The sequence below is a fragment of the Nocardia sp. NBC_01327 genome, from assembly GCF_035958815.1.
Taxonomy (GTDB): Bacteria; Actinomycetota; Actinomycetes; order Mycobacteriales; family Mycobacteriaceae; genus Nocardia.
On record NZ_CP108383.1, the window covers coordinates 1,873,842 to 1,899,222 of the forward strand.

Here is a 25,381-nt window from a genome sequence, read left to right on the forward strand (position 1 = left end):
CATGTTCGTACTCGACGAAGACGAAAAGGCGATCACCGCGACCGCCCGCTCCTTTGCCGACGAGCTGCTCGCGCCGAACGCACTGGAATGGGATGAGCACAAACACTTCCCGATAGACGTCCTGCGCAAGGCCGGGCAGCTCGGCCTGGGCGGCATCTACGTCCGCGAGGACGTCGGCGGCTCGGAATTGCGGCGCCTGGATGCCGTGCGCATCTTCGAGCAGCTCGCCACCGGCTGCCCGACCATTGCCGCCTACATCTCCATCCACAATATGGCGTCGTGGATGATCGACAGTTACGGCGATGCGGCGCAGCGCAATCGGTGGCTGCCCGGCCTGACCTCCATGGATCTGCTGGCCAGCTACGCACTCACCGAACCCGGCGTCGGCTCCGACGCGGCGGCCCTGGGCACCAAGGCCGTTCGCGACGGCGACGACTACTTGCTCACCGGCGTCAAGCAATTCATCTCCGGCGCCGGCAGTTCCGATGTGTACGTGATCATGGCGCGCACCGGAGACACCGGCGCACGGGGGATCTCGGCCTTCATCGTGCCCGCCGATACACCGGGACTCTCGTTCGGCGCGAACGAGCGGAAGATGGGCTGGAACGCACAGCCCACCCGGCAGGTCATTCTCGACAATGCCCGGGTGCCCGCCTCGAATCTGCTCGGGGCCGAGGGCAATGGCTTCCGGATCGCCATGAACGGGCTCAATGGCGGGCGCTTGAATATCGCGGCCTGCTCACTGGGCGGCGGGCAGTCCGCGATGGACAAGACCGTCGCCTACATGGCGCAGCGCAAGGCCTTCGGGGCCAGGCTGCTCGACAACACCGCGCTGCAATTCGACCTCGCGGATATGCGCACCTCACTGGAGGCCGCCCGCACCCTGCTGTGGCGTGCGGCCGCAGCCCTGGACGCCGATGCCGAGGACAAGGTCGAGCTCTGCGCCATGGCCAAGCGGTTCGCCACCGACGCCGGATTCGATGTGGCCAACAAGGCCCTGCAACTGCACGGTGGCTACGGTTACCTGGCCGAATACGGGATCGAGAAGATCGTCCGCGATCTGCGGGTGCATCAGATTCTGGAAGGCACGAACGAGATCATGCGGGTCGTCGTCGCCCGCTCTGTGGTAGGAGCAGCATGAGCGAAGAAGTGAGTACGGCCGAGGTTGTGATCGAGAAGCGGGACGGGCTCGGGCTCATCACGCTGAATCGGCCCCGGGCCATCAATGCGCTGAATCATCCGATGGCGCTGGCCATTCTGGACGCACTGCGCGCCTGGGCGGACGACGATGACGTGCGCACCGTGGTGCTCACCGGCGCGGGGGAGCGCGGGCTGTGCGCGGGCGGCGATATCGTCGCCATTCACACCGACGCGAAGAACGCGGTGGCGCAGGGGGATACGCCCTACATCGCGGCGGACTCGCCGAGCGGGCGCTTCTGGCGGGACGAATACATCCTCAATGCCCTCATCGGCAGTTACCCCAAGCCGTATGTGGCCGTGATGGACGGCATTGTCATGGGCGGCGGCGTCGGCCTGTCCGGGCATGCGAGCCACCGCATCGTCACCGAGCGCTCCAAGGTCGGCATGCCGGAGACCGGTATCGGCTTCATCCCCGATGTGGGCGGCACCTACCTGCTCGCCCAGGCGGCCGGTGAGATCGGCACCCATATCGCGCTGACCACCGCCCGGATGACGGCCGGTGATGCCATCGCCGCCGGATTCGCCGACTATTTCGTGCCGTCCGAGCGCATTCCGGCGCTGCTGGAGGCGCTGCGCACCGCCGACGCGGCTCTCGCCATCGCCGAGTTCGCCCAGCCCGCCCCCGTATCCGAGTTCGTGGCACAGCGGGATTGGATCGATTTCTGCTACGCCGCGGACACGGTGGAGGAGATCGTGTCGCGACTGGAGTCCGACGGCCGGCCGGAAGCGGCCACCGCGGCCGCGGAGGTGCTCTCGAAATCCCCGGTGGCACTGAAGGTCACACTGCGGTCGCTGCGCAGTGCGCGCAAGGCTTCGAGCCTCGAAGAGGTGCTGAACCAGGAGTACCGGGTGTCGACCGCCGCGCTCGACACCCACGACCTGGTGGAGGGCATTCGCGCCCAGGTCATCGACAAGGACCGCACTCCGCAGTGGTCGCCCGCCACGCTGGCGGACGTCACCGAGGCCGACGTGGACGCCTACTTCGGCGCCCTCGGCGATCGCGAATTGGGTTTGGCCGCACCGAAGGACGAGCAGTGAGCATTTCAGCAAGCGTGAACAAGAAGGTCGGATTCCTGGGTCTGGGGCATATGGGCGGACCCATGGCCGCCAATCTGGTCGAGGCCGGATACGAGGTCCTCGCCTTCGATCCCGTGCCCGCCGCACAGGAGCAGGCGCGCGCGGACGGCGCCACCGTGGTCGCGACACCCGTTGCGGCGGTGGCGGAATCGGAGATCGTCCTCACCATGCTGCCCAACGGCCGCATCGTCCTGGACCTCTACGGTGAGGTGCTGGCCGCCGCCAAGCCCGGCACGCTCTTCATCGACTGCTCCACCATCGACGTCGACGATGCCAAGTCCGCCGCGGAACTCGCTGTGGCAGCGGGACATCGGGCTCTGGACGCCCCGGTCTCCGGTGGTGTGGGCGGCGCCGTCGCGGGGACGCTCACCTTCATGGTGGGCGGCGCGGACGACGACTTCGCCGCTGCCCTCCCGATTCTGGAGGTCATGGGCGGCAAGGTGGTGCACTGCGGCGGTGCGGGTGTCGGTCAGGCCGCCAAGGTCTGCAACAACATGATTCTGGGCATCTCCATGATCGGGTTGTCGGAAGCCATTGTGCTGGGCGAGAAGCTGGGCCTGACCCACGAGAAGTTCTTCGATGTGGTCTCCACGGCCTCCGGTCAGAGCTGGGCGCTCACCTCGTACTGTCCGGTCCCCGGTCCGGTGCCGACCAGCCCGGCCAATAACGACTACAAGCCGGGTTTCGCCACGGCGCTCATGAACAAAGACCTCGGGCTGGCCGCGAACGCGTTGAAGAGCAATGGCGTCGACGGACAGATCGGTTTGCTGGCCGCCGACATCTACAACCGCTTCAACCAGGACGAAGCGGGCAAGGATTTCTCGGCTATCGTCACCGATATCCGTAAGCGATCTGGAGGAGAACAGGCGTGACCGACTTCGAGACCATTCTGCTGGAGCGCAAGGGCAGGGTCGCCCTCATCACGCTGAACCGGCCGAAGGCCCTCAATGCGCTGAACTCGCAGGTTCTCATCGATATCACGGCCGCTCTCGACGAGCTCGAGAACGATCCCGAGATCGGGGCGGTCGTGCTGACCGGCTCCGAGCGGGCCTTCGCGGCCGGTGCGGATATCAAGGAGATGCAGAGCAAGTCCTATATGGACATGTTCCTGGCCGACCACTTCGCCGGCTGGGACCGCCTGGTCGCCTTCCGCAAGCCCGTTATCGCCGCGGTCGCCGGGTACGCCCTCGGCGGCGGCTGCGAACTGGCCATGATGTGCGATCTGCTGATCGCCGCCGATACCGCCAAATTCGGCCAGCCCGAAATCAAGCTCGGCGTCATCCCCGGCATGGGCGGCTCGCAGCGCCTGACCCGCGCCGTCGGCAAGGCCAAGGCCATGGATCTCATTCTGACCGGTCGCAATATGGATGCCGAAGAAGCCGAGCGTGCGGGCCTGGTCTCGCGCATCGTCCCCGCCGCGGACCTGGTGGCCACCGCGCTCGAGGTCGCCGAAACCATCGGCGGCATGTCGCTCCCGTCGGTCATGATCGCCAAGGAAGCCGTCGACCGCGCCTTCGAAACCACCCTCACCGAGGGCCTGCGCTTCGAACGCCGCGTCTTCCACTCCCTCTTCGCCACAGACGATCAGAAGGAAGGCATGGCCGCCTTCGTCGAGAAGCGCCCGGCCGACTTCACCAACAAGTAGGCGAAACCGGTTCTGCCGCAAAAGTTCTCCCATCCTGATCGGGTGGGAGAACTTTTTTTGTGCCGCTCGTGCGCTGAGATTTCAGTTGGATAGGCCACTGGACGGATCAGCTGTGTTTCGGCGGGCCGACTACCTCTACGGTCGGTGGTTTGCCGTCGGTGTGGTCGCCGTCGTGATTGAAAGCCAGTGCGCCCGCGATGGTTCCGCCGAGAGTGACGGTGACCGCGATGGCGGCGACGAGCTTGCGGCGGGAGGGGGCGTCCGACGCGCCGGCGCGCAGGGCCGGGACCGGATTGAAACGGACACTCCGGACTCGTCGGGCGGAGGGGCGTTCGGCGGCGAGCAGTACCGCGCCGCGGGTGGAGACGAATTCCGGTTCGGGATCGTAGATCAGCGGGAGATCGAGCTGCTGTTCCAGCTCGTCCCGAATGCTCTTGTTGCGGGTGCAGCCGCCCAGCAGCGCCATGGCCGTCGGGTGCACCCCGGTCTCCTCGATCATCTGCCGGACGAACGAGACCGAATGGTGAATGCCGGCGGCCACCAGATCGGCGAAATCGCTGCGGGTGATGACGGCGCGGTGCCCGGAGATCGGATCGCAGACGGCGATCACCCGGTCGCTGGCCAGGGCCTCCTTATGACGGCGGCTGGTGGCCAGATCCACGGTCACGCCGCCGCGCACCAGCAGCCAGCGCAGCAGGGCGTCATGCCCGTCGCCGCCGAGCACGGTGCTGCGTTTGCTGGCCAGAATGGCGTCGGTGCGGCAGTCGATCTGCGTCAGCGTGAGACCGGAAGCGCCCAGGTCGTACAGCAGTACCGAACCCTCGGCCGGTAGTCGCCCGGTGAAACGCAGATAGCGCAGCTGTGCGACCTGCTCGTCGATCACGGTGAGGCGATTGCGGCCCGCCGTGGTGCGCACCGCCTCGGCATGTGCGCTGCAGCGGCAGGTGACGGCGATACCGGTAATGAATTCATCACGCCGGTCCGCGGATTTACGCATCAGGCGGATGGCCTCGAAAACGCCCTCCTCCATACCGCCGCCGCTGCGGCGCGGCACTTTGCACCGGTCGATCGGGGGGAGATGGGGCTGGTCGGAATGGGTGAGCATGGCGCGCGCACCCGCCGCGCCAGCTGACACCCCGAGGACCAGCACCATGGCCTCAATGGTGAACCTATTCGCGCCCGAAACCAAGACTATGACGCAGGAAATTGGCTGCTCGGATGCTGGATGGTTACTGTCCGGACCAGCGGGTGGGCGAGCCGCCGCTGTCGAAGTCACCGGCGGTCTGCCGGAATTCCGCCAGTAATTGCAGCAGCAGGTGGAGTCTCTCCGGTGCCAGACCGGTATCAGCGAACACCTGCCGGTTCAGCTGGGTGGTGGCCGCGGCCACCGATTCCCTTCCGGCGTCGGTTATTTCGATGAGAGTTGCTCGCCGGTCACTCGGATGTGGCACCCGCTTAACCAGCTCCGCCGCCTCCAGACGGTCCACCGTGTTGGTGACACTGGTCGGATGCACCTGCAACCGGGCGCTGGCCATCGCCATCGGCAGGGCGCCCGTTTTGCTGAAACTCAGCAGCATCAGCAGTTCGTATCGGGAAAACGTGAGGCCGGAGGGTTTCAGCGCCTCGTCGACCCGCGCCATGACGATCTGCTGCGCCCGCACCAGCGAGGTGACCGCCGCCATCCCGTCGGCGACCTCGCCCCAGCCGTGCTCGGTCCACTGGCGATGCGCCTCCTCGATCGGATCGAGCGGCAGGGGACGTGGCCGAGACATGCCACCGATCATCGCACGCCCCCGACCCGACTTCCGCCGCGCCGAGCCCTTTTTCGGTGTCGTACTCTTGCCGCTATTAGGAGGCAGTACGTGACCAACCCGCTCGGCCCGAAATTCGACCCGGCCCCACCCTCGATACAGGGCCCGTACAGCGTGCCCTTCCCGGAACGTCTACCGCGCAAGCGCAATCGGATGCCGCTGTTCGCCGGCCTGATCGGCCTGGTGCTCACCGTCGGCACCGCGGCCGTACTGTGGCCGTGGAGCGCCGAGGGCGATTCCGCCGCGGCCACCGCTGCGGAATTCACCCCGACCGCGCACGACCACGACCCGTCCACCCGGATCGCGGGCGTGGTGCGCAAGGACTTCCCCGCCGGCGTGCACGTGCTGGCCACCCAGCGCGTCGCCTATACGCAGTCGCCGCCCTTCGGCGGCCCCCACGACGCGTCGTGGGCGCCCTGCACCGGCGTGGTCTACAAACAGGCGATTCGCTCCGAGAATGCGGTGCACTCGCTGGAGCACGGGGCGGTGTGGATCACCTACAACCCCAGCAGCCTCGACGCCGACAGCCAGGCCGTCCTGCGAAACGAGGTGGTGGGCAAGCCCTACATGCTCATTTCGCCGTATCCGGGCCTGGATACCCCGGTGTCGCTGCAATCATGGGGCCACCAGCTGAAATTGAGCGATCCCCGCGATCCCCGGGTCACCCAGTTCATCGTCGCGCTGCGGCAGAACCAGTACACCTACCCGGAGGTCGGCGCGAGCTGCGACAACCCGACCATCGACCCCAACAGCCCGCCGGCCTTCGACGCCAGCGCACCGGGGCCCGACGCCGTCCCCGAAACGCAGTCGCTCACAACGGCTCCCACGGTCGCGCCGGAACCGCCGCCGCCTCCCGCGCCGGAGCCCGCACCGCAGGACCCGCCGCCGCCCCCGCCGGACGCACCGCCGCCCCCGGACGCCGTCCCCTGAACCGATAGAAATCAGGCTGATTCGAACCCTGGTCACCCCCGCGCGCATCCGGCACTATGGATCTCGATGCGGGTGTGACCGAGGGGCTAGGTAGCGGTCTGCAAAGCCGTATACGCGGGTTCGACTCCCGCCGCTCGCTCCATCAGGCTGGGCCTCCGCGAATTTCGCGGGGGCCCAGCCGCTTTCATGCGGTCAGACCCGAGAAGTCGCGCAACACCACGTGATTGCGGTCCGCGGTGGCGCCGAGGGTGTACTCGGGGAGCAGGCCGAAGTATTCGCCGCGGGAGCGGGCGCTCCAGCGCCGGGCGCCCGGGGTGCGGGTCTTGTAGAAATTCAGCATGTAGCCGCCCTCGTAGACGCGCAGCAGGGTGTAGCCGCCGGGATATTCCTTGGCCGCGGCCACTTCCAGGAATTCGACGGGGAGGGCGACGTCGGGGCGGGTGCGGCGATTGCGGTGGGTATGGCCGGAATGGTGCAGGAAGACCCCGGGCGCGGAGCCGTAGAGGGACTGCAACTCCGCGGCGTCGGCGGTATTCAGGATGAAACCGGGGCCCGCGATATTGGACCAGCCGGATTCGGCGGTCACCGGATGGTGGCTGAACACCAGCGTGGGGCGATCCGGATCGGCGCGCAGCAGCTCGCGCAGCCGATCGAACTGCGGGCGGTCGATGCTGCCGCCGGAGGCGTCGAGTTCGGTGGTGTCCAGGGCGAGCAGGCGCAGCTCGCCCACCTCGTACTCCGCCAATTGCTGCCGGGGAGTGAAGGATTCGCCCCAGCAGTCGTAGTGGTCGAGAAACGGCGTACAGCCGGTGTACTCGCCGCCCAGGTGCGGGCGGTCGTGATTACCGCGGCAGGCGAACCAGTCCCGGCCCGGCGCGCCCCAGGCGGACAGATGCGAGTGGACGCCGTCGACCTGGGCGGGCGTGGCCTCGGCGGTCAGATCACCGGCGAGGATCAGATGGTCGGCGGCGCGGTCGGGCCGGTGCAGATCCTCCAGCACCGCCGTCAGCATGACCTCGGGATACGGTGGCAGACCGGGATCTTGGCGCACACCGGGCGGCAGGCCCGCGGTGATGAGCCCGCTGACCTCCTCACCGTAGTGAATGTCGTTGGACAGGGCGATGGTTCGCAGCAGGCGGCCGGGCGGCGGGACCAGCGTGCCGAATTCGCCGGTCGCCTCCGGCGTATTCGGTAGTCGCGTAGCCACATTCAGCGCCGGGGCGGCCGGGACGCCGAGCGAGCGGGCTTCGAAGCGGTAGCGCCGCCCGGGTTCCAGGCCGGTGACCTCCGCGTAGTGGTAGGCGGTCGGCTCCGGCTCGGCGAAGACCTGGCGCAGCACCGAGCCGTCCGCGGGGCCCAGCCAGACCTCGCCGTCGGTCTCGACGGGCACCGGCATGCCGTTCGAATCCGGGCCCATGGTCGTCCAGGTGAGCACCGCCGAACGATCGGTGACGGTCACGACCTCGAGATCGGTCGGCAGCACCGAACCGGGTTGCGCGCGAGCCGAACTCGGCCGCGCCAGCGGGAGCAGCGCGGCTGCCGCGAGGGCCCCGAGCGCCTGTCGGCGGGTGGGTCCGCAGCAGCTCATCGCCGGACTACTTGCCGTCGGTCGAGCAGACCTTCCATGAGCCGTCTTCCTTGCGGAGGTGTTCGGTGGCGGTGGTCGTCTTGTCCTGGGCGCCGGGCATGGTCATGGCCCCGGCCAGATTCGCGGTGGCACGATCGCCGGTGACGGCGATGTGATCCACGCTGAGAATACGAATACTGATCTTGCCCTCGTCGGAGGCGCTCTTCTGGGCGTCCGGGAGCGCGTCGTACTGCGCACGGTCCGCGGCGCAGGCCTTGGTCACCGCGACGGACGGTCCCTTGTCGGAGAGCGTGCCGTAGAAATCCCGGACGGTCGACTCGATGCGCTGGTCGTCGGTGGGAGTTGTCTTGCCGGTCAAGGAGACTGCGGCGGCGATGCCACCGCCGACCAGGACGACGGCCGCCACGATGAGCCCGATGATCAGGGATTTGCGTTTGCCAGAGGATTGCTGAACGTCCGGTGCGGGGCTGTACGGTTGTCCGCCGGGCGGGAGGGTCATCGAGATCCTGTCGATCGGGTTCACCACTGAATGTCCGCAGACTACGGCAAAACGGTTGCGATTCGGCGGGGTGCCGGATCTGTCCGCCCCCGGAACCGGTAGGTTGGTTAGCCAAACCTCATTGGTGAGGATTGGCAGGTCGAAAGGACAGTCATGGCAGCGTTTGGATGGAAAGTGGTAACCGGCGCGATCGCGGCAATCACCCTGCTCGCGGCGACCGGATGCTCGTCCTCGTCCAAGGACGACAACAACATTCTCATCTACAACGCCCAGCACGAGGACCTGACCAAGGAGTGGACGGACGCGTTCACCAAGGAGACCGGCATCAAGGTGACGGTCCGGCAGGGTGGTGACACCGACCTCGGCAATCAGATCATCGCCGAGGGCAAGAACTCGCCCGCCGACGTCTTCCTCACCGAGAACTCGCCCGCCATGGCACTGGTCGAGAACGCCGGACTGTTCTCCGACGTCGACAAGGACACTCTCGCGCTGGTGCCCGAGCAGTTCCGCCCGTCCACCGGCAAGTGGGTCGGAATCGCCGCCCGCTCAACCGTTTTCGTCTACAACACGGGCAAGCTGCCCGCCGATCAGCTGCCGCACTCGCTGCTGGACCTGCAGCAGCCGCAGTGGAAGGGCCGCTGGAGCGCGGGCGCGTCCGGCGCCGACTTCCAGGCCATCGTGGCCGCCCTGCTGGCGCAGAAGGGTGAGGACGTCACCAAGGCCTGGCTCAAGGGCATGAAGGACAATGCGATCATCTCGCAGAACAACACCGCGGTCATGAAGGGCGCGAACACCGGCCAGTTCGACGGCGGCGTGATCTACCACTACTACTGGTTCCGCGATCAGGCGCTCACCAAGGAGAACAGCAACAACACCAAGCTGCTGTTCTTCAAGAACCAGGACCCGGGCGCCTTCGTCTCCACTTCCGGTGGCGGCGTGCTGAAGTCGAGTAGCAAGCAGGAGAACGCGCAGAAGTTCCTGGCCTTCATCGCCTCGCAGAAGGGCCAGGAGGTGCTGCGCGACGGTGACTCCATGGAGTACCCGGTCGCCGCGAACGTCGCCGCCAATCCCGCACTGCCGCCGCTGGCTTCGCTGGACGCGCCCAAGATCGACCCGAGCAAGCTCGACGCCAAGAAGGTCACGCAGCTCATGACCGAGGCGGGCCTGCTCTGATCGTGGCCGTGCGGACCGCTGTCGCCGCCCGGGCCGATCGGTCCGGGCTCCTCCTCACGATCGTCGCGCTACTGCTGGTCGCCGCGACCTTCGTGCCGCTGGGCTACATCGTGTCCACCCTGCTCTCCAATGGAATCCACGACACCGCACAGCTGATCTTCCGGCCCCGGGTCGGCGAATTGCTGCGCAATACCGTGGATCTGGTGGTGCTCACCGTTCCCGTCTGCCTGGTGCTGGGCATCGGGCTGGCCTGGATCGTGGAACGCACCGATGTACCGGGCACCGGCTGGTGGGGGCCGATCTTCGTCGCCCCCCTGGCCGTGCCCGCCTTCGTCAACAGTTACGGGTGGGTGAGCGCCGTTCCGTCCCTGCACGGATTGTGGGCGGGCGTGCTCATCGCCACCGTGTCGTACTTCCCGCTGGTGTACCTGCCCGCCGCCGCCACGCTGCGGCGCCTGGATCCGGCGGTGGAGGAATCGGCGCGGGCGCTGGGCTCCGGGCCGCTGACGGTCTTCGTGCGAATTGTGCTGCCGCAGTTGCGATTGGCCATTCTCGGCGGCGGACTGCTCATCGCACTGCATCTGCTCGCCGAGTACGGCGCGTTCGCCATGGTGCGGTTCGACACCTTCACGACCGCCATTTTCGAGCAGTACCAGTCGAGCTTCGCCGGAGCGGCGGGCAATGCCCTCGCCGGTGTGCTGGTGGCGCTGTGCCTGGTGCTGCTGGCGGGGGAGGCGGCCGCGCGCGGCAATGCCCGGTACGCCCGCATCGGCAGCGGTGTACCCCGGGCCGCGACCCGGGTTCGGCTGGGCTTCAACAAGATTCCGGTATTCCTGCTGCTCGCCGCCGCACTGGCGGGCACGCTCGGGGTACCGCTGTGGTGCATCGTGCGCTGGCTGCGCATCGGTGGTTCGAAGGTGTGGGATATGGCCGATATCGGCCAATCCCTCGGGCAGACCATCGGATTGGCCGCCGTCGCCGCCGTCATCACCACGGTGTGCGCCTTCCCGGTGGCCTGGGTCGCGGTGCGCTCGACCTCGCGATTCGCGCGAATCATCGAGGGCGCCAACTACATCACCAGTTCGCTGCCCGGCATCGTCATCGCGCTGGCGCTGGTGACCGTGAGCATTCGCTGGCTCCCCGCGCTCTATCAGACGGCCGCCACCGTGCTGGCCGCCTACACGCTCATGTTCCTGCCGCGCGCCCTGGTCGGTGTGCGGGCCGGGCTGGCGCAGGTGCCCGTCGGCCTGGAGGAGATGTCGCAGGCGCTCGGAAAGTCCGGTCCCGTCACCTTCTTTCGCATCACACTGCGGCTGACCGCGCCCGCCGCGGCCTCGGCGGCGGCCATGGTGTTCGTGGCGGTGGCCACCGAACTGACCGCCACCCTGCTGCTGGCCCCCAATGGCACGCGCACCCTGGCCATGCGCTTCTGGTCGCTGTCCGGCGAACTGGACTACGCGGCGGCCGCGCCGTACGCCCTGATCATGATCATCGCCTCGGTGCCGGTCACCTATCTGCTGTTCACTCAATCCAGGAAGGCGGCCGGAGTATGAGTCGTCTTGTCGTCGACAATGTTTCGAAGACCTTCGGGCCGACCCGGGTGCTGGACGGCATCCGGCTGGAGGTGCCGGACGGCAGCTCCACGGCCGTGGTCGGCTCCTCCGGCTGCGGTAAGACCACGCTGCTGCGGGTCATCGCCGGGTTCGAGAACCCGAATGCCGGATCGGTCACCGTCGGATCGGAAGTTGTCACCCGGGAAGGGTTCTCGCTGCCCGCGCACCGGCGCAGGATCGGCTATGTGGCGCAGGACGGCGCGCTGTTCCCGCATCTCACCGTCGGGCAGAACATCGCCTACGGCCTCGACGGCGGGATGGCCGGACGCCGCCGGCGCCAGGAGCAGGTGCGTGAACTGCTCGAGATGGTCTCGCTGGATCCCTCCTACGCCGCGCGCCGCCCGCACCAGCTCTCCGGCGGTCAGCAGCAGCGTGTCGCACTGGCCCGCGCCATGGCCCGCAAACCCGATCTCATGCTGCTGGACGAGCCCTTCAGCGCCCTCGATACCGGATTGCGCGCGGCCACCCGGCAAGCCGTCGCCGATGCCCTGCGCCGCGCGGGTATGACCAGCATTCTGGTGACCCACGATCAGGAGGAGGCGCTGTCCTTCGCCGATCAGGTGGCCGTCATGTGCACCGGTCGCTTCACCCAGGTCGGCACGCCCGAACAGGTGTACGCCGCGCCCGCCGATCTCTTCACCGCCGGATTCCTCGGCGATACCGTGCTGCTCGACGCCACCCTGCGCGGCGCCTTCGCCGAGACCGCACTGGGCCGCATTCCGGTGCAGGCCGATGCCCCCGCAGGGGCCGCGACGGTCATGATGCGGCCGGAACAGCTTGTCGCACAGGTGGTCTCGCAGGGCGACCCGGGTTGCGCGACCGTGCGCGGCGTCGAATTCCGGGGCGCGGACGTCATGCTCACCCTGGACCTGGACGGCCGCGCCGAACCCATCCAGGTGCGCCGCGTCAGCGTGGCCGCACCGGCCGTCGGCGATCGGGTGGATCTCGAAGTGCTCGGGGCGGCAGTGGCATTCACCGATGCGCAGTGCGCGACGGTCGCCGAGCTCAACGGCGCCGCCGCCCGCGTGCTGCCCGCGTGGGATGCGCTCTCGGCCGTGTGAGGGACCGCCCGGGTGGCAGGAATGTGACAGCGCCCGAGTGTGCTGAGTCCGATACCGGGTGCGAGCACCTATATTGGCCCGGAGGCGAATTCGCCTCGGCTCGACCCGAAGGAGTCCCGTGCGTCGCTTGCTGTTCGTCACGTCCGTCATGGGCGCCGCCCTCGCCGTCTCCCCGCTCGCGGCCGCACAGCCGCCGGCCGGTGACTCCGCGGTGAAGGTGCAGGCCGTCTACGGTCCGGAACAGTTCGCCCTCGCCGGCGTCAAGACCGATATCACCCCCTGCGCGGGCGGTACGGCCCTGCCGAGCGTCACCACCGGCAATGACGGCACCGTCACCGCCGCCGTTCCGAGCGGCTGCTACCAGATCCAGATCGCCACCCCCACCGGTTGCGCCCTCGACGGTGACGCCTCACAGCAGGTGAACACCGTCCCCGGCCCGGCCCCGCTCGCCACCTTCCGCTTCCGCTGCGCCTGACGCTCGGCTCGAACCTCACCCGCACCGCCCGCCGCACCGGCTGAAACCGCTGGTCGGACAGGGTGGCGTAAATCACTGGCCCTGATCGGTATGCCTACTTGCTGTTAACCTCGGAAAGAGTTAGCTGCTCGTACTGCTGTAACGCGTGAGCGTCGCATCACCGGTGAAAGGGTGAGACGAGATGGGCGCGAGATTCGCGTTGGTGCCGCCGATAGGCGTGAGCTCGATGCCTGATGTCCGGCGGTTCGACCGGGTAATCCAGCCCACATCCGCCTTTCTCGGCGCGGTAGTCGCCGGATTGTTGCTGATGGCTCCCCTCGATCTCGGCTGGTCGAACGAAGGTCCCCTCGAACTCGATCTGCTGGTGCTGAATATGCCGCGCGCCGCGGCCGCCGGCGCCATGTTCGCGGTGATCGCGGCCGCGCTGGCGGTGGCGCTGGGTCGCCGCACCGCCTGGATCGTCTCCTTCGGCAGTGCCGCCGTACTGGTGGCGGACCATCTCTGGAATCTGAACAACGCGCTGACCGGAACACTGATCACGGTCAATTACATCGACTCGATCTTCGGCGGCATTCTGCTCGGCGCGCTCGCGGTCGCCGTCTTCGGTAAACCGCTGGCGACGGCCGCCTATCTCATCGGCGCGCTCTCCAGCATCATGATCGGCGATCTCACCTCGCTGCCCGGACAGGGCCAACAGAGCCGCACCCTCATCGAATGGGCCTCCACCGGTACGCCGCCGATCTGGCTCATCCTGGTCACCGCCGTGGCACTGGGCGCGGCGGTCATCACACAGCGCGCCGAACCGGTCCTCGACGATGCCGAGGACGAGAGTGCCGATCTGCCGATCGGCCCGATCCTGGCGGCCCTGCTGCTGGTGATGGCCACCGCGGTCTCCACCGAATGGTTCGTCCGGCATGCCGGAACGCCGTGGCAGGCGGCGATCGCGATATCGATCACCGTGGGCGCGGCCGTGATCGCGGCGCTGCTGCTGCCGGGACGAGACGGGGCGGTCGTGCTGCTGGTGGTCGCGGTGACCAATGCGGGCAGTGCGATCATCGCCGTTCCCCGGCCGGACTGGAGTGCACCCATCCCGTTCCTCGCCGTCGCGGTCGGCTACCTCGCCGGACGGCGCTGGTCCGTCCCGTGGGCCGGATTCGCCGGTACCGCAGCGCTTTCCGTATTCGCGGCACTCACCGAGAGCACCGGGCGCACCGATTGGCTCATTCCGATAGCCGGCATCGTCGGGCTCGGGCTGCTCATGGGCTACAGCTTTGCCGGTCCTCGTGCGCAGGGGGCGCCGAGTACGGTGGTCGCGCTGGCGGTACTGGTGGTGCCGTGTCTGGTAGTCGCTTTGCGCGGCAGCAGTTTCGGCCGGGTGGCCTATTCACCGCGCTGGTACCGCGACCCGACCAGCGTGACCTCGTCCGGCCCCGGCTGGGCGGCGCTCGCGGTCACCCTGTGCTGCGCGGCGGGAGTGCTACTGCTGTACCGGATGCGGCCCGCGGCGGACTCGGCTCACCTGCCGAATCGCGAATTGACCCAGCTGAGCGCATCCGCATAGGACGCCGCCAGTACGCCACGATGATCGACGCCCGGATAGGTGCGGTACTCCACCGGCTGATTCGCGGCCCGCTGCTGCACCACCATGGCATCGGTGGCCATCGGCGGCACGGTGGTATCGGCGCGGCCCTGCAGCACCAGTAGCGGCGGCCCGAAAGACAGTGTGCTGGGGTCGTTTTCATTGAGCACACGGGTGAGCGCGGAGATGTCGCCGGTGGGGGAGAAGACCTCGTCCGGCTTCAGATCGCCCCACTGACCCGGCTCCCGCAATTGGCCGATGCAGCCGACATCGGCCAGCGTCAGCAGGGAAGCCGTTGCGGGCGTGAGGAATCGGGCCGGATCCACATCGGCGACCGTCTGCGCGCCGCGAATGAGCAACGGCAGGAACGAGGTCGCGCCGCCGGTGAGCGGCGCCAGCGCCTTCGCCGCACCGGCCGTCGTCGCCAGCTGGGAGGCCTGCAATCCCACACCCTGATGCGAGGCCGGCGCGAGTGCCACCGCGCCCAGCAATTGCAGTTCCGGCGCCCACTGCTGGGCCTGCGCATCGGTGAAAATGGCGGCCTGGCCGCCCTGGGAATGCCCCATCGCCACCCATCGGGTGCCGATATCCGGCTCGATTTCCCTTGCCGCCCTGGCCATATCGGTGACCGCGCGCTGTTCGGCGGCGCCGATCAGATAGCCGTGCGGGCCGGGCGTGCCCAGACCCTGATAGTCGGTCTGCGCCACCGCGTATCCGGCCGCTATCCACTGCGCCTGCACGTCCCGGACCAGGGAGGTGTAATCGTGCGCGGGAAACTCGGCCGAGGTGTCGCGGGAGGGTGCGCAGCCGTCGGCCACACCGGTGGTGCCGTGCGCCCACGAGATGAGCGGCCAGCCGCCGGGCGGCGGTGTGCCCTGGGGGACGGCCACCGTGCCGGAGACCGCGACCGGCGCGCCCTGCATATCGATGGATCGGTACAGGACCAGGTAGTTCCGCGCACCCGCCAGGCCGGGATCGCCGATGAGGGGCCGCAGCTGGATCACCGAACCGTGCGGACCGGGGACCCGATCATCGGGCGGGGTGTAGAAGGTGATGTCGGTGTCGGCGACCGGGGTGACCGGGGTGGCGTGACGCGTGGTGACCGGGGTGGCGTGACTCGGTGCGACGGCGACGACCGTGCTCGCAAGACTCGCGAAGGCAGCGGCGGCGATCAGTCCGGGCCGCCGCCCCGGTAGTCGTGCACGCGTCGCCTCGATGTCCGACATGCCCAAAACGTACCGTTTCATGGCCGCATCGACCGGGAAGGCAACGCCCACTGTCCAGAACCAGCCCTGTCGAGGGTCAGCTTTCCCGGCCGTCGTACTCCGCACGCGCAGCGATGATTTCGCCGATGTTCTGGTACGACCAGGCGCGCAGACCCGCGATCGCGGTGGCCAGACTGCGGCCCAGCGGGGTCAGCGTGTACTCGACGGTCACCGGAACCGTCGGGAAGACGCGGCGCTCGACCACACCGTCCCGCTCCAGCGCCCGCAGCGTCTGGGTGAGCATTTTCTGGGTGATGCCCTGAATCCGCCTGCGCAGCTCCGAGAACCGCTGGGTGCCCGGCTCCAGCGCGAGCAGCACCAGCCCCGTCCAGCGCTCGCCGACACGGTCGAACACCTGGCGGGTGGGGCAGTTGATATTGAAGACATCCCATTCGGGCGTGCCCTCTACCTCGATGGTTTCCACCAGGTACCTATACCACTCTTTACTGCCTTCTTCCGAACGGATACCAGCCTTCCTAATGTCGGTGACAGCACACAGGAGGAAGACATGAAGGCACTGACCGCCACCGCAGACGACCGGCTGATCACCCTCGCCGAGATCACCGATCCCGCACCCGCCGCCGGCGAAGCCGTTATCGCCGTCGAGGCGTTCTCGGTCAATCGCGGCGACTACTTCGCCCTCACCGGCGTGTATGGGACCGAGGTCGCCGCAGGCCATGTGCCCGGCCAGGATGTGGCGGGCCGGATCATCACGGCCGCCGCGGACGGCACCGGCCCCGCCGTCGGCGCCCGCGTGGTCGCACATGCGGCGGGCGGCGGCTGGGCCGAGCAGGTCGCCGTCGCCACCGACGCCATCACCGCACTGCCGCAGCAGCTTCCGGCCACCATCGCCGCCACGCTCCCGCTGGCGGGACTCACCACCCTGCGCCTGCTGCGCCGCGCAGGCCAGGTGGAGGGGATGCGGCTGCTGGTCACCGGCGCTTCGGGCGGGGTCGGTCACCTGGTGGTGGAACTCGCCATCGCCGCCGGAGCCACCGTGACCGCGGTCGCGGCCACCCGGGAGCGCGGGCAGCGCCTGGCCGACTACGGCGCCGAGGTGCTCACCGATATCGACGCCGCCACAGCCCGATTCGACATCGTCCTGGAATCGGTCGGTGGTGACACCTTCGCCGCGGCACTGCGGCACCTGGCCCCCGGCGGCACCGTGGTCTGGTTCGGGCAGGCCGGTCGGCAACCCGTCCAGCTCGACTTCTTCGACCTCTTCGGCGCGACACCCTTCACGCTGCACCACTTTCCGCACTGGGTCGCCGATACCACCGATGCCGAGGACCTCGCCGAATTGGTCCGGCTGGCCGCCGCGGGCATCATTCACCCCGAGGTGGGCCGCACCGCCGACTGGACCGAAACCGCCACCGTCCTCACCGATCTGGTGCACCGCCGCATCCGCGGCAATGCCGTCCTCACCCTCGCCTGATCAGACCTGATAGGGAATTCACCATGAGCACCGAAGTCACCCGCACCGTCATCACCGACTACATCGCCGCCCTCGCCGCCGGTCAGGCCGCCGACCGCCGCGCCGAATTCTTCACCGAGGACGCCACCTGGACCCTGCACGGCGACCTCCCGGTCTCCCGCACCTGGAAGGGCCGCGACGAGATCTTCACCGGCTTCCTCACCCAGATGCTCGCCCGCTTCGACCTCACCGCGCCGGTCAGCCAGGACGTGCACAATGTCCTCGCCGACGGCGATCACGCGGTCGCCGAATGGACCACGCACGCCACCACCATCGACGGCGCCCCGTTCACCAACCACGTGACCATCGTCTTCCGAATCACCAACGGCCGCATAGCCGAAGCTCGCGAATACTTCGACACCGCCTACGTGGGCCGCCTGCTCTTCGGCCGCGAGTGATACCCGGAGTGCGACGAAAAGAAAAGGCCCCGACCATATTTCATGGTCGGGGCCTTATCGCTGTGCCCTCGGCAGGAATCGAACCTGCGGCCTTCTGCTCCGGAGGCAGACGCTCTATCCCCTGAGCTACGAGGGCGGGGGTGGACCCGCTCGGACTTCTCGACTTTCCGAGTGGGCTGGGAAAGCGTATCGCATCGGGTCCGCTCCGCCAAAAACTGAGGTGTACCGGGTGTTTTGCCCGGTACGGGTCCGTCAGTTCAGGGGAAGTTGGGCTGCGCCCCGGTCTTTGAGCATCTGCGCCATGAGTTGCGCTTCGCTCGTCTGGGTCTTGACCATGCTGTCCGCGAGGGAGCGGACGGCATCGGTATCTGCGTGCTGTGCGGCGTACTGGATCATCGGCATGCCGCCCTGATGGTGGCGGAGCATCAGCTGCAGGAACAGGGTGTCGAGTGCGGGGCCGGTGGCGGTGCGGAGGGTCGAGAGTTCCTGCTCGGTCGCCATACCGGGCATGGTCTGCACCGGACCGGTGTGCTGTGCGGTGGCGCCGTGCTGCATGCCTGACATACCGGGCATATCCGACATGTCGGACATCCATCCCATGTACCCGTCGGGACCGACAAACGGCTTGCCCCACAGTTGCAGCCAGCCCTGCATGCGGCCCGCCTGATTCGCCTGCGTGGTGAGAATGTCGTAGGCGAGCCGGCGTACCTCGGTATCACTCGCACCGGCCAGCGCGATGCCGGACATCTGCACCGCCTGCGCGTGATGCACCGACATGTCCTGGCTGAAGCCGACATCCACCGTGCCGGGCGTCTCCTGCGTCTGCCGCAGCGGGTTGCCGACCAGAATTCCGGCCGCGAAACCGAGCAGCAGCACACCGATCACACCGAGCACCAGCAGTGCGGGGCGCTGACTGCGCCGCGTCTGCTGCACCGGCTCGGCCGGTTCGGTGTCGTCGCTGAAGTCCTTCGCCTCGTCGGAGAGCAAGGGCGGCGTCATTACTGCGTCGGAGCCGGCTGATCCGGCACCGTCGGGGCATCGGTCGGCGCCGGAATGCTCGGCACGCCACCCGGCAGGCCGGACAGGCCACCGGGGAGACCGGACAGGCCGCCCGGGAGACCCGGAATGCCGCCGCTGGGCATGGTCGGGGCACCGCCGCCGGCGCCGGAGAGCTCGCTCGAATCCTGCTGCAGGCCCTTACCGTCCATCGGCACCGCGTCCGGACCCACCGGAGACGGATCGAACGGCGGCGGATTGTCGGTGCTGAAGGTCGGGTTCGCGCAGTCCGCGCCGACCTCCGGGTAGGTGTTCTGGTTCAGGCGCAGCGCGGTGATGAATTCGTTCACGCGCTTGTCGTCGGCCGAGTTCAGCTTCAGCTGATGGCCCCACGACTGCAGCGAAATCGGTGAATCCAGACCGGGATACGGCGACATCAGCGAGTACGGCTTGCCCTGCACCTTGGACTTCAGCAGGTCGATGCCGGCCTTGTCGACCTTGTCGGGGTTGTACGCGATCCAGATCGCGCCGTGCTCCAGCGAATGCACGGCATTCTCGGTGCGAATCGCCTTGGAGTACACGATGCCCGTGCACGCCGCCCACGAACCGTCGTGCGGCCCGCCGAAGGGCGGCGCCTGGTCGTACGCCACGCGCTGCGTCGCGGCCACGTGCAGACCGGCCGGGTAGTCCTTCTTGACCACACCCGAGATCTGATCCGACGGATCCTTCTTCTGGGCGCTCGGCGTGTACTTGTCCGCCTCCTGCTTGTCCTGGATCTTCGGGACCAGGAACGCGGCGATCCCGCCGATCAGCGCGAGCACACACACCACCGCGGCGATCGTCATCCAGGGAATCTGGCGCTTGGTGGGAAGTCTGCCTCCGGTGCCGCCTCTGCGGAACCCACCGGAAGATTTGCCTGCGGCCTTGATGGCCTTGGCCGACTTGGCACTCGTCCTACTCGGCATAGCTCGTTGTGCTCTCTTCGACGTATCGGACAATCAAACGATGCGGCCGCATCGTTTGCTGGGCGCCTGCCCGGTAGGTGCCCGCTCGCGGCGTACACCTGCTCAGACCATAGGATAGTTACTCGTGACTCCAGCTGACCTTGCAGATCTCCTTCGCGCAACCGCTGCGAAGGTACTTGTCGAACGCGGATCCGACCCTGCGGTCCTGCCCGACGAGGTCAAGGTGGAGCGTCCCCGTAACCCCGAGCACGGTGACTATGCCACGAATGTGGCCATGCAGGTAGGTAAGCGGGCTGGAATGAACCCGCGCGATTTCGCGAATCTGCTCGCCGCGGCGCTGGGTCAGGCCGAGGGCATCGACGTCGCCGAAGTCGCGGGTCCGGGCTTCCTGAACATCCGCCTGGCCAAGGCCGCGCAGGGTGCGATCATCGAGAACATCCTGGCCGCGGGGGAGAAGTACGGCACCGCGGACGTGCTGCACGGTCAGAAGATCAACCTGGAGTTCGTCTCCGCCAACCCGACCGGGCCGATCCACCTGGGCGGCACCCGCTGGGCCGCCGTCGGCGACGCGCTCGGCCGGATTCTGTCCACGCAGGGCGCCGAGGTCACCCGCGAGTACTACTTCAACGATCACGGCGCGCAGATCGACCGCTTCGCCAGGTCCCTGGTCGCCGCGGCCACCGGGCAGCCGACGCCGGAGGACGGCTACGCGGGCGCGTACATCACCGAGATCGCCGATACGATCGTCGCCGCGCACCCGGACGCGCTGAGCCTGCCCGCCTCCGAGCAGCACGAACTGTTCCGCCGCGAAGGCGTCGAGCTCATGTTCGCGCAGATCAGGCAGAACCTGCACGAGTTCGGCGTCGACTTCGACGTGTACTTCAACGAGAGCTCGCTGTTCGCCTCCGGTGCGGTCGAGAAGGCCATCGAGGAGCTCAAGGACTCGGGCAAGCTGTACGAAAAAGACGGCGCCTGGTGGATCGCCAGTACCGAGTACGGCGATGACAAGGACCGCGTCGTCATCAAGAGCGACGGCAATTCGGCGTACATCGGCGGCGATATCGCCTACTTCCACAACAAGCGCGCGCGGGGCTTCGACCTGTGCATCTACATGCTGGGCGCGGACCACCACGGCTACATCGGCCGGCTCAAGGCCGCCGCGGCCGCCTTCGGCGACGATCCGAACACCGTCGAGGTGCTCATCGGCCAGATGGTGAACCTGGTCAAAGACGGTGCCGCCGTGAAGATGTCGAAGCGTGCGGGCACCGTGATCACCCTCGACGATCTGGTCGAGGCCATCGGCGTGGACGCCGCGCGGTACTCGCTGGTGCGGTCCTCGGTGAACTCGAGCATCGATATCGATCTGGGGCTGTGGACCAAGCAGGACACCGAAAACCCGATCTACTACGTGCAATACGCGCATGCGCGCACCTGCAACATCATGAAGAACGCGGAGGCGTTCGATTTCGCCTCGGTACCGGTGGATCTGAGTCTGCTGACCGCCGACCGCGAGGGTGCGCTCATCCGCACGCTCGGTGAATACCCGCGCGTGGTGGCCACCGCCGCAGAAATGCGTGAGCCGCACCGCGTAGTCCGCTACCTGGAGGAGCTGGCCGGGGTGTACCACCCCTTCCAGTCCGACAGGGAAATGCGGGTACTCCCCATGGGAGACGAACCCGTCACACCCCGAAACGCCGCTCGTCTCGAGCTGGTCAAAGCCACCCGTCAGGTTCTCGCCAACGGCCTCGCGCTGCTAGGCGTCTCTGCTCCGGAGCGTATGTAAATGAGTGCACATCCCGCTGGTCCCCGTCACGCGGACATCCCGCCCACGCAGAATCTGCCTGAGCGCCCGGAGAATTCGCGGCAGATGATCGATCTGCCCGCGAATGTGTGGCCGCGCAACGCCTCTCGCGATGCCGACGGCGTCGTACATCTCGCGGGCGTGCCGGTGCATGAGCTCGCCGCCGAATTCGGCACCCCGCTGTTCGTCATCGACGAGGACGACTTCCGTTCGCGCTGCCGCGATATGGTCCGCGCCTTCGGTGAGGGATCGCGAGTTCACTACGCCTCCAAGGCTTTCCTGTCCGGCGAGATCGCCCGCTGGATCCGCGACGAGGGCCTGCACCTGGACGTCTGCTCCGGCGGCGAGCTCGCGGTGGCGCTGCACGCCGGCTTCCCGGCCGAGCGAATCGCGCTGCACGGCAACAATAAATCCGTGCCCGAGCTGGAAATGGCCGTCGCGGCCGGGGTCGGCCACGTGGTGCTCGACTCGCTCATCGAGATCGAACGCCTGGAAGCCATCGCCAAGAGCGCGGGCCAGGTCGTCGATGTGCTGGTCCGGGTCACGGTCGGCGTGGAAGCGCACACCCACGAGTACATCTCGACCGCGCACGAGGATCAGAAATTCGGTTTCTCCATCGCCAGCGGCGATGCCATGCAGGCCATTGCCCGGGTCTTCGAATCCGACAATCTCAAGATGGTCGGGCTGCACTCGCACATCGGATCGCAGATCTTCGAGATCGACGGCTTCGAAATCTCCACCCGCCGCATGCTCGGCCTGCTGCGCGAAGCCGTGGACAAGTTCGGCGTCGAGCGCGCCGCGCAGATCAATGTGCTGGATCTCGGTGGCGGCCTGGGTATTTCGTACCTGCCGCACGAGGATCCGCCGTCGCTGGACGAGTTCGCGTCCAGCCTGCGCCGCATCGTGGCCGAAGAGGCGGCCCGCGCGGGCCTGCCGGTGCCGACCATCGCGGTCGAGCCGGGCCGCGCCATCGCCGGACCGGGCACGGTCACCCTGTACGAGGTCGGCACCACCAAGGATGTGGTGCTCGACGCGGGCGCTCGTCGTCGCTACGTCAGCGTCGACGGCGGGATGAGCGACAATATCCGGCCCGCGCTGTACCAGGCCGAATACGACTGCCGACTGGTGTCGCGTTCCAGCGATGCCGCGCCCGTCGTCGCTCGGGTGGTCGGAAAGCATTGCGAGAGTGGGGATATCGTCATTCGCGATACCTGGCTCCCGGCCGATGTCGGCCCGGGTGACCTGGTGGCGGTGGCGGCAACCGGCGCGTACTGCTACTCGATGTCCAGCCGTTACAACCTGCTCACCCGGCCCGCCGTGGTCGCGGTGCGAGACGGCAAGGCGCGCTTGATTCTTCGCCGCGAAACGGTGGAGGACCTACTCAGCTTGGAGGTGAATGCATGACCGAGGTAGTAGCCAGCACCAAGAACGGCGTGTGGGGATCGGATCACCCGATCGGAATCGCGGTCCTGGGCATGGGCACGGTCGGCACCGAGGTGGTCCGCATCATTCGCGAGAACGCCGACGACCTCTGCAATCGCGTCGGCGCCCCCGTGGTGCTGCGCGGTGTCGCGGTCCGCGATCTCACCAAGGACCGCGGTCTGGCGCCCGAGCTGCTCACCACCGATGCCGAAAGCCTCGTCCTGCGTGACGATGTGGACATCGTGGTCGAGGTCATGGGTGGCATTGATCCGGCCCGGAAGCTGATCAAGACCGCACTCGATGCCGGCAAGTCCGTGGTCAGCGCGAACAAGGCGCTGCTCGCCGATCACACCGGCGAATTGGCCGGCGCCGCCGAATCGCACCGTGCCGATCTGTACTTCGAGGCCGCGGTCGCCGGCGCCATCCCCGTGCTGCGCCCGCTGATCCAGTCGCTGTCCGGGGACCGGGTGAACCGGGTGGTCGGCATTGTCAACGGCACCACCAACTTCATTCTGTCGGCCATGTCCGAGACCGGCGCCGACTACGACGATGTGCTCGCCGAGGCCACCCGCCTGGGCTACGCCGAGGCCGACCCGACCGCCGACGTGGAGGGCTTCGACGCCGCCGCCAAGGCCGCGATTCTCGCATCGGTCGCCTTCCACACCCGCGTGACCTCGGCTGATGTCTACCGCGAGGGCATTTCCAAGATCACCTCCGAGGATCTGGAGACCGCCGCCGCCGTCGGCTGCACCGTGAAGCTGCTGGCCATGGCCGAGCGCGTCCGCGGCGAGGACGGCAAGGAGAGCGTCTCCGTGCGCGTCTACCCGGCCCTCATCCCGCGCAAGCACCCGCTCGCCTCGGTCAGCGGCGCCTTCAATGCCGTGGTCGTGGAAGCGGAGAACGCCGGGCGCCTGATGTTCTACGGGCAGGGCGCCGGCGGCGCGCCGACCGCATCGGCGGTCATGGGCGATGTGGTGATGGCAGCGCGCAACAAGTTCTACGGTGGCCGTGCCCCCGGTGAGTCGGTTTATGCTGAGCTGCCGATCGCCGCGGTCGGTGACACCCCCACCCGCTACCACGTGAACATGCAGGTCGCAGACCGTGCAGGCGTACTGGAAACGGTCGCGGGCGAATTCGCCAAGCATGGGGTCAGCATCTCGACGGTCCGCCAGGAAGGCCACGACGCGGGCGCACGCCTCGTTGTGGTGACCCACCACGCGCTGGAATCGGCCCTGGCCGATACCGTGGCCGCGTTGGCCGAACTGGACTCCGTCACATCCGTGACCAGTGTTCTGAGATTGGAAGGCACCGAGGAATGAGTACGACAGCGCCTGCGGCGAGCACCGCCACCCCGTGGCCGGGCCTGATCGCCGCGTATCGGGATCGGCTGCCGCTCGGCGCCGACTGGGAGCCCGTCACGCTGTTCGAGGGCGGCACCCCGCTGGTGGCCGCGACCCACCTGTCGGAGCTGACCGGGTGCGAGGTGTACCTCAAGGTCGAGGGCGCCAATCCGACCGGTTCCTTCAAGGACCGCGGTATGACCATGGCCATGACCGAGGCCAAGGCCAGCGGTAAGAAGGCCGTGCTCTGCGCGTCCACCGGCAATACCTCGGCGTCGGCCGCGGCCTACGCCACCCGCGCGGGCCTGTCCTGCGCGGTGCTGATCCCGCAGGGCAAGATCTCCATGGGCAAGCTGGCCCAGGCGGTCATGCTGGGCGCCAAGATCATTCAGGTCGAGGGCAATTTCGACGACTGCCTGGAACTGGCGCGCAAGGTCACCGCGGAATTCCCCGAGGTCGGGCTGGTGAACTCGGTCAATCCGTTCCGCATCGAGGGCCAGAAGACCGCCGCCTTCGAAATCGTGGATGTGCTCGGCCGGGCCCCGGATGTGCACGTGCTTCCGGTCGGCAATGCCGGAAACATCACCGCGTACTGGAAGGGCTACAGCGAGTACTTCGCCGACGGCCTCATCGGCGCGCGTCCGCGCATGCTGGGTGTGCAGGCGGCCGGGGCGGCTCCGCTGGTGCACGGCGCGCCGGTGAAGGATCCCGAAACCATCGCCACCGCAATCCGAATCGGTGCGCCCGCGTCCTGGAATCAGGCGATGGCGGCCAAGGAGGAGTCCGGCGGCGCGTTCCGGGCGGCCACCGACGAGAAGATTCTCGAGGCGTACCGCCTGGTCGCGGCCACCGAGGGCGTGTTCGTCGAACCCGCTTCCGCGGCATCAGTCGCCGGTCTGCTGGCCGCCCGCGCGGAGGGCTGGCTGGAGCCGGGCCTGACCGTGGTCTGCACCGTGACCGGCAACGGTCTCAAGGATCCGGACAACGCGCTCGCGGGCATGCCCGAGATCAAGCCCATCCAGGTCGACCCGATCGCCGTGGCGCACGCACTCGAGCTGGCCTGAGTTGA

General features: G+C 67.8%; 24 protein-coding genes and 2 tRNA genes. 17 read left to right on the forward strand and 9 right to left on the reverse strand.

The window, feature by feature from the left end; all coding sequences use genetic code 11:
• The first annotated feature begins 1 nt into the window (after position 1).
• The 4 genes from OG326_RS08065 to OG326_RS08080 are packed head-to-tail and all read left to right on the forward strand — an operon-like array spanning position 2 to position 3,922.
• Positions 2 to 1,141 (forward strand): acyl-CoA dehydrogenase family protein, encoded by a 1,140-nt coding sequence (locus OG326_RS08065; RefSeq protein WP_327143976.1) that lies wholly within the window; start codon positions 2 to 4, stop codon positions 1,139 to 1,141.
• Positions 1,138 to 2,238: an enoyl-CoA hydratase/isomerase family protein gene (locus tag OG326_RS08070; protein WP_327143977.1), complete on the forward strand. Its 1,101-nt coding sequence runs from the start codon at positions 1,138 to 1,140 to the stop codon at positions 2,236 to 2,238. The genes OG326_RS08065 and OG326_RS08070 overlap by 4 nt, the downstream gene beginning before the upstream one ends.
• Positions 2,239 to 2,252: 14 nt before the next feature.
• Positions 2,253 to 3,149, forward strand: coding sequence for a 3-hydroxyisobutyrate dehydrogenase (mmsB, locus tag OG326_RS08075; protein ID WP_327146414.1), 897 nt, complete (start codon positions 2,253 to 2,255; stop codon positions 3,147 to 3,149).
• Entirely contained in the window at positions 3,146 to 3,922 is a 777-nt protein-coding gene (locus OG326_RS08080; protein WP_327143978.1) for an enoyl-CoA hydratase, read from the forward strand. Before mmsB ends, OG326_RS08080 begins: the two co-directional genes overlap by 4 nt.
• Before the next feature lie 106 nt (positions 3,923 to 4,028).
• Here the strand turns inward: OG326_RS08080 and OG326_RS08085 are convergent, their stop codons facing one another.
• Together OG326_RS08085 and OG326_RS08090 are read right to left on the reverse strand one after the other, a co-directional pair.
• Complete coding sequence (locus tag OG326_RS08085) at positions 4,029 to 5,075, reverse strand: hypothetical protein (RefSeq protein ID WP_327143979.1); 1,047 nt, start codon at positions 5,073 to 5,075, stop codon at positions 4,029 to 4,031.
• Positions 5,076 to 5,151: 76 nt separating this feature from the next.
• Positions 5,152 to 5,694: a MarR family winged helix-turn-helix transcriptional regulator gene (locus tag OG326_RS08090; RefSeq protein ID WP_327143980.1), complete on the reverse strand. Its 543-nt coding sequence runs from the start codon at positions 5,692 to 5,694 to the stop codon at positions 5,152 to 5,154.
• Positions 5,695 to 5,784: 90 nt separating this feature from the next.
• On the opposite strand from OG326_RS08090, the gene OG326_RS08095 reads away from it, so the two are divergent.
• Positions 5,785 to 6,663, forward strand: coding sequence for a DUF3105 domain-containing protein (locus OG326_RS08095; RefSeq protein ID WP_327143981.1), 879 nt, complete (start codon positions 5,785 to 5,787; stop codon positions 6,661 to 6,663).
• 68 nt (positions 6,664 to 6,731) lie between these two features.
• Positions 6,732 to 6,805: transfer RNA gene (locus OG326_RS08100), tRNA-Cys, on the forward strand.
• Between the two features lie 42 nt (positions 6,806 to 6,847).
• Here OG326_RS08100 and OG326_RS08105 read toward each other — a convergent pair.
• Entirely contained in the window at positions 6,848 to 8,251 is a 1,404-nt protein-coding gene (locus OG326_RS08105; RefSeq protein WP_327143982.1) for a metallophosphoesterase, read from the reverse strand.
• Between the two features lie 7 nt (positions 8,252 to 8,258).
• Positions 8,259 to 8,750, reverse strand: coding sequence for an Rv0361 family membrane protein (locus OG326_RS08110; RefSeq protein WP_327143983.1), 492 nt, complete (start codon positions 8,748 to 8,750; stop codon positions 8,259 to 8,261).
• 153 nt (positions 8,751 to 8,903) lie between these two features.
• Here OG326_RS08110 and OG326_RS08115 point away from each other — a divergent pair, with 153 nt between their 5' ends.
• From OG326_RS08115 to OG326_RS08135, 5 genes are all read left to right on the forward strand, one after another.
• Positions 8,904 to 9,923 (forward strand): iron ABC transporter substrate-binding protein, encoded by a 1,020-nt coding sequence (locus tag OG326_RS08115; RefSeq protein WP_327143984.1) that lies wholly within the window; start codon positions 8,904 to 8,906, stop codon positions 9,921 to 9,923.
• An 8-nt stretch (positions 9,924 to 9,931) separates the two neighbouring features.
• Positions 9,932 to 11,476: an ABC transporter permease gene (locus OG326_RS08120; protein WP_327143985.1), complete on the forward strand. Its 1,545-nt coding sequence runs from the start codon at positions 9,932 to 9,934 to the stop codon at positions 11,474 to 11,476.
• Positions 11,473 to 12,597, forward strand: coding sequence for an ABC transporter ATP-binding protein (locus OG326_RS08125; protein ID WP_327143986.1), 1,125 nt, complete (start codon positions 11,473 to 11,475; stop codon positions 12,595 to 12,597). Before OG326_RS08120 ends, OG326_RS08125 begins: the two co-directional genes overlap by 4 nt.
• Before the next feature lie 118 nt (positions 12,598 to 12,715).
• Entirely contained in the window at positions 12,716 to 13,072 is a 357-nt protein-coding gene (locus OG326_RS08130; RefSeq protein ID WP_327143987.1) for a hypothetical protein, read from the forward strand.
• Between the two features lie 226 nt (positions 13,073 to 13,298).
• Entirely contained in the window at positions 13,299 to 14,633 is a 1,335-nt protein-coding gene (locus OG326_RS08135) for a hypothetical protein (RefSeq protein ID WP_327143988.1), read from the forward strand.
• On the opposite strand, the gene OG326_RS08140 is transcribed toward OG326_RS08135, so the two are convergent.
• Positions 14,588 to 15,877 (reverse strand): alpha/beta hydrolase family protein, encoded by a 1,290-nt coding sequence (locus tag OG326_RS08140; protein ID WP_327143989.1) that lies wholly within the window; start codon positions 15,875 to 15,877, stop codon positions 14,588 to 14,590. The genes OG326_RS08135 and OG326_RS08140 overlap by 46 nt on opposite strands.
• Positions 15,878 to 15,953: 76 nt before the next feature.
• The gene (locus tag OG326_RS08145; RefSeq protein WP_327143990.1) at positions 15,954 to 16,340 is read right to left on the reverse strand and encodes a winged helix-turn-helix transcriptional regulator; all 387 of its coding nucleotides are present in this window, start codon (positions 16,338 to 16,340) and stop codon (positions 15,954 to 15,956) included.
• Positions 16,341 to 16,424: 84 nt separating this feature from the next.
• Here OG326_RS08145 and OG326_RS08150 point away from each other — a divergent pair, with 84 nt between their 5' ends.
• The gene (locus OG326_RS08150; protein ID WP_327143991.1) at positions 16,425 to 17,351 is read left to right on the forward strand and encodes a zinc-binding dehydrogenase; all 927 of its coding nucleotides are present in this window, start codon (positions 16,425 to 16,427) and stop codon (positions 17,349 to 17,351) included.
• A 23-nt stretch (positions 17,352 to 17,374) separates the two neighbouring features.
• A complete protein-coding gene (locus OG326_RS08155) occupies positions 17,375 to 17,788 on the forward strand; it encodes a nuclear transport factor 2 family protein (protein WP_327143992.1) in 414 nt (137 codons plus the stop codon).
• Positions 17,789 to 17,851: 63 nt separating this feature from the next.
• Here OG326_RS08155 and OG326_RS08160 read toward each other — a convergent pair.
• From OG326_RS08160 to OG326_RS08170, 3 genes are all read right to left on the reverse strand, one after another.
• Positions 17,852 to 17,924, reverse strand: a tRNA-Arg gene (locus OG326_RS08160).
• Positions 17,925 to 18,040: 116 nt separating this feature from the next.
• A complete protein-coding gene (locus OG326_RS08165) occupies positions 18,041 to 18,787 on the reverse strand; it encodes a DUF305 domain-containing protein (RefSeq protein WP_327143993.1) in 747 nt (248 codons plus the stop codon).
• A complete protein-coding gene (locus OG326_RS08170) occupies positions 18,787 to 19,749 on the reverse strand; it encodes a DUF3105 domain-containing protein (protein ID WP_327143994.1) in 963 nt (320 codons plus the stop codon). The genes OG326_RS08165 and OG326_RS08170 overlap by 1 nt, the downstream gene beginning before the upstream one ends.
• Before the next feature lie 124 nt (positions 19,750 to 19,873).
• Between OG326_RS08170 and argS the strand changes: the two genes are divergently transcribed.
• From argS to thrC, 4 genes are read left to right on the forward strand one after another with little or no spacing between them, the layout of a single operon-like run.
• A complete protein-coding gene (argS, locus tag OG326_RS08175) occupies positions 19,874 to 21,532 on the forward strand; it encodes an arginine--tRNA ligase (protein ID WP_327143995.1) in 1,659 nt (552 codons plus the stop codon).
• Entirely contained in the window at positions 21,533 to 22,954 is a 1,422-nt protein-coding gene (lysA, locus tag OG326_RS08180) for a diaminopimelate decarboxylase (RefSeq protein WP_327143996.1), read from the forward strand.
• Positions 22,951 to 24,291: a homoserine dehydrogenase gene (locus OG326_RS08185; protein WP_327143997.1), complete on the forward strand. Its 1,341-nt coding sequence runs from the start codon at positions 22,951 to 22,953 to the stop codon at positions 24,289 to 24,291. Before lysA ends, OG326_RS08185 begins: the two co-directional genes overlap by 4 nt.
• On the forward strand, positions 24,288 to 25,376 hold the full coding sequence (gene thrC, locus OG326_RS08190) for a threonine synthase (RefSeq protein ID WP_327143998.1): 1,089 nt from the start codon (positions 24,288 to 24,290) through the stop codon (positions 25,374 to 25,376). The genes OG326_RS08185 and thrC overlap by 4 nt, the downstream gene beginning before the upstream one ends.
• The last annotated feature ends 5 nt before the right edge of the window (positions 25,377 to 25,381 follow it).

Coding starts and splice junctions, on each gene's coding strand:
- OG326_RS08065 (WP_327143976.1), top strand. CDS start 2: ATGTTCGTACTCGACGAAGACGAAAAGGCGATCACCGCGACCGCCCGC.
- OG326_RS08070 (WP_327143977.1), top strand. CDS start 1,138: ATGAGCGAAGAAGTGAGTACGGCCGAGGTTGTGATCGAGAAGCGGGAC.
- OG326_RS08085 (WP_327143979.1), bottom strand. CDS start 5,075: ATGGTGCTGGTCCTCGGGGTGTCAGCTGGCGCGGCGGGTGCGCGCGCC.
- OG326_RS08090 (WP_327143980.1), bottom strand. CDS start 5,694: ATGTCTCGGCCACGTCCCCTGCCGCTCGATCCGATCGAGGAGGCGCAT.
- OG326_RS08105 (WP_327143982.1), bottom strand. CDS start 8,251: ATGAGCTGCTGCGGACCCACCCGCCGACAGGCGCTCGGGGCCCTCGCG.
- OG326_RS08110 (WP_327143983.1), bottom strand. CDS start 8,750: ATGACCCTCCCGCCCGGCGGACAACCGTACAGCCCCGCACCGGACGTT.
- OG326_RS08115 (WP_327143984.1), top strand. CDS start 8,904: ATGGCAGCGTTTGGATGGAAAGTGGTAACCGGCGCGATCGCGGCAATC.
- OG326_RS08125 (WP_327143986.1), top strand. CDS start 11,473: ATGAGTCGTCTTGTCGTCGACAATGTTTCGAAGACCTTCGGGCCGACC.
- OG326_RS08135 (WP_327143988.1), top strand. CDS start 13,299: ATGCCTGATGTCCGGCGGTTCGACCGGGTAATCCAGCCCACATCCGCC.
- OG326_RS08140 (WP_327143989.1), bottom strand. CDS start 15,877: ATGTCGGACATCGAGGCGACGCGTGCACGACTACCGGGGCGGCGGCCC.
- OG326_RS08150 (WP_327143991.1), top strand. CDS start 16,425: ATGAAGGCACTGACCGCCACCGCAGACGACCGGCTGATCACCCTCGCC.
- OG326_RS08155 (WP_327143992.1), top strand. CDS start 17,375: ATGAGCACCGAAGTCACCCGCACCGTCATCACCGACTACATCGCCGCC.
- OG326_RS08165 (WP_327143993.1), bottom strand. CDS start 18,787: ATGACGCCGCCCTTGCTCTCCGACGAGGCGAAGGACTTCAGCGACGAC.
- OG326_RS08170 (WP_327143994.1), bottom strand. CDS start 19,749: ATGCCGAGTAGGACGAGTGCCAAGTCGGCCAAGGCCATCAAGGCCGCA.
- lysA (WP_327143996.1), top strand. CDS start 21,533: ATGAGTGCACATCCCGCTGGTCCCCGTCACGCGGACATCCCGCCCACG.
- OG326_RS08185 (WP_327143997.1), top strand. CDS start 22,951: ATGACCGAGGTAGTAGCCAGCACCAAGAACGGCGTGTGGGGATCGGAT.
- thrC (WP_327143998.1), top strand. CDS start 24,288: ATGAGTACGACAGCGCCTGCGGCGAGCACCGCCACCCCGTGGCCGGGC.